General features: G+C 68.6%; 9 protein-coding genes and 1 riboswitch. Of the genes, 4 read left to right on the forward strand and 5 right to left on the reverse strand.

Translation table 11 applies throughout. From position 1 onward, the window contains the following. Positions 1-36: 36 nt before the first annotated feature. From cydB to hisC, 3 genes are all read right to left on the reverse strand, one after another. Entirely contained in the window at positions 37-1,044 is a 1,008-nt protein-coding gene (gene cydB / locus ACIOHP_RS04735) for a cytochrome d ubiquinol oxidase subunit II (RefSeq protein ID WP_361558622.1), read from the reverse strand. Positions 1,045-1,062: 18 nt separating this feature from the next. Further along, positions 1,063-2,577 carry a cytochrome ubiquinol oxidase subunit I gene (locus ACIOHP_RS04740; protein WP_401883434.1) on the reverse strand — a complete coding sequence of 505 codons (1,515 nt, stop codon included), beginning with the start codon at positions 2,575-2,577 and terminating at the stop codon, positions 1,063-1,065. 235 nt (positions 2,578-2,812) lie between these two features. Continuing rightward, a complete protein-coding gene (gene hisC / locus ACIOHP_RS04745) occupies positions 2,813-3,892 on the reverse strand; it encodes a histidinol-phosphate transaminase (RefSeq protein ID WP_401883437.1) in 1,080 nt (359 codons plus the stop codon). A 401-nt stretch (positions 3,893-4,293) separates the two neighbouring features. Between hisC and ACIOHP_RS04750 the strand changes: the two genes are divergently transcribed. From ACIOHP_RS04750 to ACIOHP_RS04760, 3 genes are all read left to right on the forward strand, one after another. Then, positions 4,294-5,406, forward strand: coding sequence for a LacI family DNA-binding transcriptional regulator (locus tag ACIOHP_RS04750; protein ID WP_266824842.1), 1,113 nt, complete (start codon positions 4,294-4,296; stop codon positions 5,404-5,406). Positions 5,407-5,607: 201 nt separating this feature from the next. Continuing rightward, positions 5,608-6,678, forward strand: a complete 1,071-nt coding sequence (locus ACIOHP_RS04755; RefSeq protein ID WP_307028567.1) for a metallophosphoesterase — start codon at positions 5,608-5,610, stop codon at positions 6,676-6,678. Between the two features lie 194 nt (positions 6,679-6,872). Further along, positions 6,873-7,739 carry a hypothetical protein gene (locus ACIOHP_RS04760; RefSeq protein WP_351675258.1) on the forward strand — a complete coding sequence of 289 codons (867 nt, stop codon included), beginning with the start codon at positions 6,873-6,875 and terminating at the stop codon, positions 7,737-7,739. Between the two features lie 120 nt (positions 7,740-7,859). On the opposite strand, the gene thiC is transcribed toward ACIOHP_RS04760, so the two are convergent. Further along, complete coding sequence (thiC, locus tag ACIOHP_RS04765) at positions 7,860-9,665, reverse strand: phosphomethylpyrimidine synthase ThiC (RefSeq protein WP_401883441.1); 1,806 nt, start codon at positions 9,663-9,665, stop codon at positions 7,860-7,862. Next, a riboswitch (TPP riboswitch) is annotated at positions 9,658-9,847 on the reverse strand. Its footprint overlaps the gene before it by 8 nt. A gap of 71 nt (positions 9,848-9,918) precedes the next feature. Here thiC and ACIOHP_RS04770 point away from each other — a divergent pair. Next, the gene (locus ACIOHP_RS04770) at positions 9,919-11,610 is read left to right on the forward strand and encodes a YibE/F family protein (protein ID WP_401883444.1); all 1,692 of its coding nucleotides are present in this window, start codon (positions 9,919-9,921) and stop codon (positions 11,608-11,610) included. Between the two features lie 146 nt (positions 11,611-11,756). Here the strand turns inward: ACIOHP_RS04770 and ACIOHP_RS04775 are convergent, their stop codons facing one another. Then, positions 11,757-12,194, reverse strand: coding sequence for an SsgA family sporulation/cell division regulator (locus ACIOHP_RS04775; RefSeq protein WP_351675266.1), 438 nt, complete (start codon positions 12,192-12,194; stop codon positions 11,757-11,759). Between the last annotated feature and the right edge of the window lie 37 nt (positions 12,195-12,231).

The raw sequence follows: 12,231 nt of genomic DNA on the forward strand, positions 1-12,231 counted from the left end.
TGAAACATGCCCCAACCCGGGCACCCCGGCTCGGACTCAGTGCGCGACGTCCGCCGCGATGTGCTGCGTACCGATCCGCTTGCGGAACACCCAGTAGGTCCAGCCCTGGTAGACCATCACGACCGGCGTGGCGATCACCGCGCACCAGGTCATGATCTTCAGGGTGTACGGGCTCGACGAGGCGTTGGTGACCGTGAGGCTCCAGTCCTCGTTGAGCGAGGACGGCATGACGTTCGGGAAGAGCGTCAGGAAGAGCATCGCCACGGCGGCCGCGATGGTGACGCCCGAGAACGCGAACGACCAGCCCTCGCGCCCGGCCTGGTTGGCCACCAGGGCGGCGACCAGGGCGGCCACCGCCACGACCATGGCGACCAGGCTCTTGCCGTCACCGCTCTCGACCTGCGTCCACAGCAGGAAGACGAGCGCCGACACGGCCGTCAGGAGTCCGACCTGAAGCGCCAGCTTCCGCGCCCGCTCCCGGATCTCGCCGACCGTCTTGAGCGCGGTGAACACCGCTCCGTGGAAGGTGAACAGCGTCAGCGTCACCACCCCGCCGAGGAGCGCGTACGGGTTGAGCAGGTCCCAGACGGTGCCGACGTACTCGAAGTTCTTGTCGATCTTCACGCCGTGGACGATGTTGCCGAAGGCGACGCCCCACAGGAACGCGGGGAGCAGCGAGGTCCAGAAGATCGCGGTCTCCCAGTTGCGCTGCCAGTTCTCCTCGGGACGCTTCACCCGGTACTCGAAGGCGACACCGCGGACGATGAGGCAGACCAGGATCAGCAGCAGGGGCAGGTAGAAGCCCGAGAAGAGCGTGGCGTACCACTCGGGGAAGGCGGCGAAGGTCGCGCCGCCCGCCGAGAGCAGCCAGACCTCGTTGCCGTCCCACACGGGGCCGATGGTGTTGATCAGCACCCGCTTCTCGGGCCGGTTCCGGGCCAGCAGCTTGGTGAGGACGCCGACCCCGAAGTCAAAGCCCTCCAGGAAGAAGTAGCCGGTCCACAGGACGGCGATGAGCACGAACCAGACGTCGTGAAGTTCCATGACTCGATCCCCCTCGGCCTAGTACGAGAAAGCCATCGGCTTGTCGGCGTCACGGGTGTCGCCGCCGATCTTCGTGGGCGGGTTGAGGTCGGCCTCGGTGAGTTCGGGCGGGCCGGCCTTGATGTACTTCGCGAGCAGCTTGACCTCGACGACGGCGAGGATGGCGTACAGCGAGGTGAAGACGATCATCGAGGTGAGGACCTCGCCCTGGGAGACACCGGGGGAGACCGCGTCGCGGGTCCGCAGGACGCCGTAGACGACCCACGGCTGACGGCCCATCTCGGTGAAGATCCAGCCCCAGGAGTTGGCGATCAGCGGAAAGCCCGCGGTGAGAACGGCGATACGCCAGTACCACTTGGTCAGCTTCGGACCGAGGGCCTTCTTGCCCCTGGGCAGCAGCACGAGATGCGGCACCTCGTCGTCGGCGACCCTCAGGGCCTGCGGCAGCAGGAACTTCTTGCGGGTCAGCCAGAGCCCGAGCAGGCCGATCGCGAAGGACGTCATGCCGAAGCCGATCATCCAGCGGAAGCCCCAGTAGGCGACGGGGATGTTGGGCCGGTAGTCGCCGGGCCCGTACTTCTCCTGCTCGGCCTTGTTGATGTCGTTGATGCCCGGGACGTACGAGGTGAAGTCGTCCTTGGCCAGGAAGGACAGCAGACCCGGGATCTCTATGGCGACCCTGTTGTGGCCCTTGTCGACGTCGCCGACGGCGAAGACCGAGAAGGGCGCCGGCTTCTCGCCGTCCCACAGCGCCTCGGCGGCGGCCATCTTCATCGGCTGCTGCTCGTACATGATCTTGCCGAGGGTGTCGCCGCTGACCGCGGTGAGCATGCCGCCGATGACGACGGTGACCAGACCGAGCCGCAGCGAGGTCTTCATGTCACTGATGTGCTTCTTGCGCAGCAGATGGAAGGCGGAGATGCCGACCATGAAGGCGCCGCCGGTGAGGAACGCCGCCGAGAGGGTGTGGAAGGCCTGGGCGAGCGCGGTGTTCTGGGTCAGGACCAGCCAGAAGTCGGTGAGCTCGGCCCTGCCCTTGGCCTCGTTGATCCGGTAGCCGACCGGGTGCTGCATCCACGAGTTGGCCGCGAGGATGAAATACGCCGACAGGATCGTGCCGATCGAGACCATCCAGATGCAGGCCAGGTGGATCTTCTTGGGCAGCTTGTCCCAGCCGAAGATCCACAGACCGATGAAGGTCGACTCGAAGAAGAAGGCGATCAGCGCCTCGAAGGCGAGCGGGGCGCCGAAGACGTCACCGACGAAGCGCGAGTAGTCGGACCAGTTCATGCCGAACTGGAACTCCTGCACGATGCCGGTGACCACACCCATCGCAATGTTGATCAGGAAGAGCTTGCCCCAGAACTTCGTCGCCCTGAGGTACTTCTCCTTCTCCGTGCGCACCCAGGCGGTCTGCAGTCCGGCCGTGAGGGCGGCCAGCGAGATCGTCAGGGGAACGAAGAGGAAGTGGTAGACGGTGGTGATGCCGAACTGCCAGCGCGCCAGTGTCTCCGGCGCCAAAGCCAGGTCCACGTCGTCAGTCTCCTTAGGTCGCCGTGGTACGGCAGTTTGCCCCTTATGTCACACACATCATTGGAGCAACCGGGACACGCTTGTGAACGCGTTCACATTCACAAGCCCAGTATGCCGTACTGGTTTTCGACGAAGGGCAGGGGGGTCGTGTCTCCTGCGTCACGGGAACGCACACGGCGGCCGCTTCGACATCTCGTTGAAGCGGCCGCCGTGCGGCAGGTCTCCCGGCGGTGCTTCAGAGCTCCTTGCGGAACCCCTCCGCCGCCTTCAGGAAGATGTCGTTCGCCTCGGTCTCCCCGACCGTGACCCGCACACCCTCACCCGGGAACGGCCGGACCACCACACCCTGCCGCTCGCACGCCGCGGCGAAGTCGGCCGTGCGCTCCCCCAGCCGCAGCCACACGAAGTTGGCCTGGGTCTCGGGCACCGTCCAGCCCTGCCCCCGCAAGCCCTCCACCACCCGGTTGCGCTCACACACCAGCGAGCCCACCCGGCCGAGCAGCTCGTCCTCGGCACGCAGCGAGGCGATCGCCGCGTCCTGCGCGAGCTGGCTGACACCGAAGGGCACCGCGGTCTTGCGCAGCGCCGCCGCCACCGGCTCGTGGGCGATCGCGAAGCCGACCCGGAGACCGGCCAGACCGTACGCCTTGGAGAAGGTCCGCAGGACGCAGACGTTCGGCCGGTCGCGGTACAGCTCGACGCCGTCCGGCACCTCGGTGTCCCGGATGAACTCGCGGTACGCCTCGTCCAGCACCACGAGCACATCGCTCGGCACCCGGTCGAGGAAGCGCTCCAGCTCGGCCCGCTTCACCACGGTGCCGGTCGGGTTGTTGGGGTTGCAGACGAAGACGATGCGCGTCCGGTCGGTGATGGCGTCGGCCATGGCGTCCAGGTCGTGCACATCGCCCGGCGTCAGCGGGACCTTCACCGAGGTCGCTCCGCTGATCTGCGCGATGATCGGGTACGCCTCGAAGGACCGCCAGGCGTAGATGACCTCGTCGCCCGGGCCCGAGGTCGCCTGGATGAGCTGCTGGGCGACACCGACCGAGCCGGTGCCGGTGGCCAGGTGGGAGAGCGGGACACCGAAGCGCTCCGACAGCTCGTTCATCAAGCCTGTGCAGGCCATGTCCGGGTAGCGGTTGAAGGACGAGGCCGCGGCCGTGACGCTCTCCATCACGCCCGGCAGCGGCGGATAGGGGTTCTCGTTGGAGGACAGCTTGTAGGCGACCGGGCCGCCGGCCGCTGCGGGCTTGCCCGGCTTGTAGGTGGGAATCCCCTCCAGCTCGGCGCGCAGCTTGGGGCTCGTCTCGCTCACCGCAGTCCTCCTTGTGACCACCACCGGCTTCGAATGCTTCTTACCTTATGAGGATTCGGCGCCGCTGCGTACAGGTGGGACGCAAACCCCATCAGCCCCACTGGCATCAGGGGCATCACCGTACGAAGACAGACGAATCGCAGGGCGCGCTCACATATATCTATGCGCCGGTGGCTCGCGCCGTGGCGCGCATCACCCGTGCAGGTGAGTTGAGACCTCTTCGAAACATCGGCGAGTTGGCAGGCCCATGCGCGTCGACAAGTCACGTAGTGCCATTGGATCGTTCAACTCCCTTTAATTCAAAGGAGATTGACGGGTTATGACCATGCAGAAACGTGCCTGTCAACGCGTGCATATGCGCCCGCCCTACCCCACCGCCTGAGCCCTACTATCGGCTCGCCATGACAGCAGCAGGGAAGCACCAGGTGAGCCGCGCGGAAACCTCACGTCGAGGCAGCCGGCCGGGCCGTGCGGGCATCAGAGACGTTGCCGCCGCCGCCGGAGTCTCCATCACGACCGTCTCTGACGCCCTCAACGGCAAAGGGCGGCTTCCGGACGCCACCCGCCGCCATGTCCGCGAGGTCGCCGACCGGCTGGGTTATCGCCCGTCGGCGGCCGCCCGAACCCTCCGTACCGGAAAGTCGGGCCTCATCGGCCTCACCGTGACGACGTACGGGGATGAACCTTTCACCTTCACGGAGTTCGCGTACTTCGCCGAGATGGCCCGGGCCGCCACCTCGGCGGCGCTCGCCCGGGGCTACGCGCTCGTCATCCTCCCCGCGACCTCGCGCCACGACGTGTGGTCGAACGTCGCCCTGGACGGGACGGTCGTCATCGACCCGTCCGACCAGGACCCGGTGGTCAGCGAACTCGTCCGGCAGGGTCTACCGGTCGTCTCCGACGGCCGCCCGGCCGGCTCGCTGCCGGTCACCGCGTGGGTCGACAACGACCACGAGGCCGCCGTACTCGGCATCCTCGACCACCTGGCCGACGCCGGCGCCCGCCGCATCGGCCTGCTGACCGGGACGTCGACGGACACCTACACCCATCTGTCCACCACGGCGTATCTGCGCTGGTGCGAGCGGGTCGGCCAGGATCCGGTGTACGAGTCCTACCCGGCGCACGATCCGTGCGCGGGCGCCGTCGCCGCCGACCGGCTGCTGGCCCGGCCGGACCGCCCCGACGCGGTCTACGGGCTGTTCGACCCGAACGGCACCGATCTGCTCGCCGCCGCCCGTCGCTACGGGCTGCGGGTACCGGACGACCTGCTTCTGGTCTGCTGCAGCGAGTCCACCGTGTACGCCAGCACCGAACCGCCCATCACCACGCTCTCGCTGAAGCCGAGGCGTATCGGCACGGCCGTGGTCCAGCTCCTCATCGACGCCATCGAGGGGGTCGAATCGGACCAACCGGTCGAGCAGGTGATACCGACGGAGTTGATCGTGCGCACCTCGTCCCAGCGCCGTCCTCCCCGGACGACCGTCAGTCCGCCCCGGTCGCCCGAGGAGAAGTAGGACGAGGGCCGTCAGCAGGCGGCACAGGCCCTGCCCAATCGGGGCGAAAGCCGCGGTGAACAGGAGTCTTGCTCCGATTCACCACCCCTGGGTCATCACATGGCGCGATCCGCATTCCTATGATGGGCCCACGACACCGCGGGCCGCTGCGACCAGGCAGTCCGAAGCGGTGCAGATGCGGCGTGATGGTGGAGGGGTCTGATGACTCAGGGGGCCGGTCAGGGACCCGAGGCGGAGCGGACGGCGACGTTGCGCGACTTCCGGGTGCCCGCGTACGTCCACGAGACCGGCCCGTACGGCCACAGCGCGCACCCCGGCGACGTCGTACCGGCGCACGAGGCGGAGTACCCGGAGGGGTACACGCCCACCGAGCGCAACCTGCCGGTCGTCAACCGGGGTGACACGCTTCAGGTGGCCGTCGACCCCGCGGCGGTCCCGCAGGCCGTTGTCGGGCCGGGCGCGCTGTTCGTCGTCGGTGACGTCCACGGCTATCTCGACGAGCTGGTGGCGGCGCTCCAGGAGAAGGGTCTCGTCGACGCGGCGGGCAACTGGTGCGCGGGCACCGCCCGGCTGTGGTTCCTCGGCGACTTCACCGACCGCGGGCCGGACGGCATCGGCGTCATCGACCTCGTGATGCGCCTGTCCGCCGAGGCCGCCGCGGCCGGCGGCTACTGCAAGGCCCTCATGGGCAACCACGAGCTGCTGCTCCTCGGCGCCAAGCGGTTCGGCGACACCCCCGTCAACTCCGGAGCGGGCACCGCCACCTTCCAGGCGGCCTGGCTGCTCAACGGCGGGCAGAAGACCGACATGGACCGTCTCCAGGACCACCACCTCCAGTGGATGGCCCGCCTCGACGCCATGGAGGAGGTCGACGGGCACCTGCTCGTCCACTCGGACACCACCGCCTACCTCGACTACGGCGACTCGATCGAGGCGGTCAACGACACCGTCCGCGAGACGATCACGCGCAACGACGCGGACGAGGTGTGGGATCTGTTCCGCAAGTTCACCAAGCGCTTCTCCTTCCGCGACGAGGGCGGCGCCGACCATGTGCGGTCCCTGCTCGACACGTACGGCGGCACGCGGATCGTTCACGGTCACAGCCCGATCCCCTACCTGCTGGGCGAGGTCGGCTCGGAGGACGGCGAGGACTCGTCGGGTCCGCTGGTCGAGGGACCGCACGTCTACGCCGAGGGGCTGGCCATCGCGATGGACGGCGGTGTGACCATGGCCGGAAAGCTGCTGGTCCAGCAACTGCCGCTGGATATCTGAACGTTCACGGGGCAAGCGATCCCCCACGACGGACCGAGCAAGAAACGACGCAGGCCAGGGCCCAATTTCTGGAAACCCCCTGTCACCGTGTGCCGTCACCGCTCTACCATCGGCTTATCCGTAGCAGGCTCCCCTCCGTTTCTGCCCGACGGCTCACAGTCATGCGAGCCCCAAGCCCTACGGAGCATCGGGGGATGCACATGAACAGCGTTCCGCAGCACCTGCTGATCGAGGACCGCCAGGAGTACGAGCGGATCCTCGATGAGGCGCTGCGCTCCGCCCCACACCGCCCGGAACTGGCCGCTGTGGGACAGCGGCTCAATCCCGAACAGCTGCGCACCATGGCGCTCAACGCCACGGCGATCATCACGGCGGCCGCGGCGACCGAATACCAGCACTACGTGAAGGTCCGCGAGGAACTGCGCCAGCCGGCGCCGTCCACCCCGTCGTCCGTCCGTGAAACCGGCTCCGCGGAGCCGGGCTCGGGCGCGGTGGGGCTCGCCGCCACCATGGGAGAGGTCGCCGAGACCGCCGGCGCGGGCGCCGTCGCCGTCGCCGCGGTCCTGACTCCTGTCCTCGCCGGAACTGCCGCGGCGATCTTCCTGCTGGTGGGGTACATCCTGAAAATGCTGGACCCCCAGCCGGCGTTCGCCCAGACGATGCTGACCACCGGTTGGGTGTTCGGCGCGGTGACCGCGGTCGCGATCCTGGTCGCCGCGGTCGGTCTCCTGCTCACCGCCCTGCGCAACCGGCCCTCGCTGGACACCGGGCCGTACGGCGAGCTGAGCGGGGAGGTGGCCCGGGCCAGGGAAGCCTGGCGCGAGGCCCTGCTGGAGCGGGGTGTCCTGCCCTTCCTGCGGGACGCGCTGGCCGACCCCGGCACGGCGACCGCGCTGCACCGCCCCGCACGGCCCGCGCCGACCAGCCGTATGCCGAACCTCGGCTACGGCCGCCCGGGTTTCAGCAGCCCGGACGACGGCTCCACCGGCCCCCGGCCCAGTTTCACGAGCCCGGACTACACCAGCCCGGACTTCGGCGGCCCGGAACACCAGCCGGAGTAGCCTCCGGCTTGCGCCCCTCCTCGCGGGGAAACCCGCTTCCGGGGGCGCGCAAGCCGGTTGTCCGGCGCCGCACGGGCACCGGACGACCTGCGCCTCCCGCACTCCCCGACGGGCCTCGGCTCAGTCGGCGAGCGGCAGATACACCCGGTTCCCCGCCGCCGCGAACTCCTTCGACTTCTGGGCCATGCCCTCCTCGATCTCCTCCTGGTTCCCGCCATGCCGGCGGCGGATGTCCTGAGAGATCTTCATGGAGCAGAACTTGGGTCCGCACATGGAGCAGAAGTGGGCCGTCTTGGCCGGCTCGGCCGGGAGTGTCTCGTCGTGGAACTCACGGGCCGTGTCGGGGTCGAGGGCGAGGTTGAACTGGTCCTCCCAGCGGAACTCGAAGCGGGCGTCCGACAGCGCGTCGTCCCACTCCTGTGCGCCAGGGTGTCCCTTGGCGAGGTCCGCCGCATGGGCCGCGATCTTGTAGGTGATGACGCCTGTCTTCACGTCGTCACGGTTGGGCAGGCCCAAGTGCTCCTTGGGCGTGACGTAGCAGAGCATCGCCGTGCCCCACCACGCGATCATCGCGGCACCGATGCCTGAGGTGATGTGGTCGTAGGCCGGGGCGATGTCCGTGGTCAGCGGGCCGAGCGTATAGAACGGTGCCTCCTCGCAGATCTCCTGCTGAAGGTCGATGTTCTCCTTGATCTTGTGCATCGGGACGTGCCCAGGGCCCTCGATCATGGTCTGTACATGGAAGCGCTTCGCGATCGTGTTGAGTTCCCCGAGCGTCCTCAACTCCGCGAACTGCGCCTCGTCGTTGGCGTCCGCGATCGAACCCGGCCGGAGGCCGTCACCGAGCGAGTACGTGACGTCGTAGGCGGCGAGGATCTCGCAGAGTTCCTCGAAGTTCTCGTAGAGGAACGACTCCTTGTGGTGCGCGAGACACCAGGCCGCCATGATCGAGCCACCGCGCGAGACGATGCCCGTCTTGCGGTTGGCCGTCAGCGGTACGTACGGCAGGCGGACGCCCGCGTGGACCGTCATATAGTCCACGCCCTGCTCGGCCTGCTCGATGACCGTGTCCTTGTAGATCTCCCAGGTCAGTTCCTCGGCCTTGCCGTCCACCTTCTCCAGTGCCTGGTAGAGCGGCACCGTACCGATGGGGACGGGGGAGTTGCGCAGCACCCACTCGCGCGTGGTGTGGATGTTGCGGCCGGTGGACAGATCCATGACCGTGTCGGCGCCCCAGCGGGTCGCCCAGGTCATCTTCTCGACCTCCTCCTCGATGGAGGAGGTCACCGCGGAGTTGCCGATGTTGGCGTTGACCTTCACCAGGAACCGCTTGCCGATGATCATCGGCTCGATCTCGGGGTGGTTGACGTTGGCCGGGAGGACCGCGCGGCCCGCCGCGATCTCCTCCCGGACGACTTCGGGGGCCAGGTTCTCCCGCAGGGCCACGTACTCCATCTCCGGCGTGATCTCGCCTCGGCGCGCGTAGGCGAGCTGCGTGACCGCTCCACCGTCGCGGCTACGGCGCGGTAGCCGGGGCCGCCCGGGGAAGACCGCGTCGAGGTTGCGGAGGTTGCCGCCCCGCGGCGAGGTGTGCTTGATGCCGTCGTCCTCGGGGCGGGCGGGACGGCCCGCGTACTCCTCGGTGTCGCCGCGGGCGATGATCCAGTTCTCCCGGAGCGGAGCCAGACCCCGCCGGACGTCGGTATCGACCAGGGGATCGGTGTACGGACCCGATGTGTCGTACAGCGTGACCGACTGCCCGTTGGTGAGGTGCACCTGACGGACCGGCACCCGCACATCGGGGCGCGAGCCCTCGACATACGCCTTGTGCCAGCCGATGGACTTCCCGACCTCCGCGGACTGTTCGCCCTGAATGGGCTTTTCGTCCTGGCTGAAGGCAGGCGTGCGCGCGTCCTTGATGGTCATGAGACCTACTCCCTACGCCGGCATTACCCGGTAACAGGTTCGGCGGTCGACGCAGCGGCTTCCGTCTGCCGACGTTTCGTGTGGAACGTCACTCGCTGGTGACGATGTTCCACGTGAAACATCGCTGGGACGGAGGTCAGCGCCCTCTCAGCCCGGTGCTCCGAGCTCCCGCGTGTACAAAGGTGCCCCCACGCTAGCGTCAATTCGGGCGCGGTGAACAGAGGGCCCCTGTCGTTCTTGCGATGATCGGTCGGTGACCACGACACATCAGCCCCCGTTCCCACCGCCCGAGCCTCCTCGCAGGCCCGGCTCCGGCAACGGGCCCGGCAACAGACCCGGACCCGCCGACGGGCAGGGCGGCGGGTACGGCCCGGGCCCGGGCTCCGGCGACTGGTACGAGCAGGGAAACGGCACCGGTGACGGGTTCGGCCAGGAGCCCGGATCGGGCGGCCGGTTCGAGCAGGGGACCGGTTCCGGCGGCCACGGGCACGAGGCCGGTGGCGATGGCGGGCACAGGCATGGGCATGGCCCCGGTTCCGGTGGCGGGGGCACAGTCGGTGGCACCGGCGGTGGCGGTGGCGGTGGCGGCGGACACGGTCATTCGCACAGCCACAGTCACGGCCCGGCGGCCCCCGTCTCCAAGCACCTGCGCAAGGTCATCGCCGCGATCCTCATCCCCTTCGGCGTCGCCGTGATCGTCGGGCTCGTCGTGCTGTGGCCGGGGGGCGCGCCGGGTCATGAGCGCACCGGCGTCGGCTTCGACCGGCAGACCCAGCAGGCCACGGTCACCAAGGTCGTGAGCGTGAGCTGCAAGTCGGTCAACGCCTCGGGCGAGACCCCGACCGGCGACACCTCCACCGCCGAGGGCTCCTCCGCCCAGCAGCAGGCCGACGGCGACTGCAAGAAGGCGACGATCCGCGTCGACACCGGCGACGACAAGGGCCGTACGTTCACCGAGATCGTGCAGCCGGACCAGTCACGGCAGTTGGACCAGGGCGAGAAGGTCGTGGTCGCCTACGAGCCCTCCGCTCCCAAGGACCTGCAGTACTCGGTCACCGACGTGAACCGCAGGCTCCCCATGGCGCTGCTCGCCGGCATCTTCGCACTCGCCGTCGTGGTCGTCGGGCGGTTGCGGGGCGTCATGGCGCTGGTCGCGCTGGCCATCAGCTTCATGATCCTGAACTTCTTCATCCTGCCCGCGATCCTGCAGGGCTCGAACCCGCTGGTCGTGGCCGTGGTCGGGGCGAGCGCCATCATGCTGATCGCCCTGTATCTGTGCCATGGACTGTCGGCGAGAACATCCGTGGCCGTGCTCGGCACGCTGATCTCGCTGCTGCTGATCGGCGTGCTCGGCTCGCTGTTCATCGACTGGGCCGCGCTCACCGGCAACACGGACGACAACACCGGCCTGATCCACGGCCTGTACCCGTCGATCGACATGAGCGGTCTGCTGCTCGCCGGTGTCATCATCGGTTCGCTCGGTGTCCTCGACGATGTGACGGTCACCCAGACGTCGGCGGTCTGGGAGCTGCACGAGGCCAATCCGTCGATGGGCTGGCGCGATCTGTACCGCGCGGGCATCCGCATCGGCCGCGACCACATCGCGTCCGTCGTCAACACGCTCGTCCTCGCCTACGCGGGCGCCGCCCTGCCGCTGCTGCTGCTCTTCTCCATCGCACAGAGCAGCGTGGGGACCGTCGCCAACAGCGAGCTCGTCGCCGAGGAGATCGTGCGCACGCTGGTTGGATCGATCGGCCTGGTCGCGTCCGTGCCGGTGACGACCGCCCTCGCGGCCCTGGTGGTGGCGGCCGACCGGCCTGCACCCGCTGGCTCCGGGACGGCACCGGCGGGCGGTCGGCCGGCTCCGGCGGGAGCCCAGTCGATGTCGGCCGGCACCCAGCCGACGGCGGCACGAGGTGGGCACGGGCGGCGGCGCAAGCGCTGACGTCGGCGCCCGCGTCGCCGTAGGAAGGGCTGTACGGCGACGTACAGCCGCTGTGGCATGCCCCAGGCCCCGCCGGAGGAGAAGCGTTCCTGCGCGGGCCCCACGCCCGCGCTGAAGCGTTACGCCCCCCTCATGGCCGTAACGCTTCAGCCCGCGCTCTGTTCCTCCGCCAGAATCCGGTCCAGGGCCTCATCGAGGTGGGCGTCGAAGTCGGCGAGCGCACCCTCCTGGCCCAGCGGCACCAACTTGTCGGTGCGGTCGAGGAAAGCGATGAGCGGCGCCGCCGAGGAGCGGAACAGCGCCTGGTCGACACCGACCTGAAGGCGGATCAGGACCTCACCCAGCGTGTCCGCCTCGGCGGGCGCGATGCGCACATCCCCGTCCCCACACGGCCGCCCCACGCCGTCGATCAGCAGCTCACGCCCGAAAGCCCAGGTCACCGGCGCGTCACCGGGGAGGTGGAAGGTGAGCCGCACGGCGTAGGGATCGCAGGTCTCGTAGCGCAGCTCCACCGGGATGCGGAAGGCGAGCTCCTCGGACACGAGAAAGCTCATCATGACCTCTGCCTGTACCGACTCACCCATCGTCTACCCCGTCATCTGCCGTCGACTGGCCGGGAAT

It is taken from the genome of Streptomyces sp. NPDC087859, assembly GCF_044742595.1.
GTDB classification, from domain to species: Bacteria; Actinomycetota; Actinomycetes; order Streptomycetales; family Streptomycetaceae; genus Streptomyces; species Streptomyces canus_F.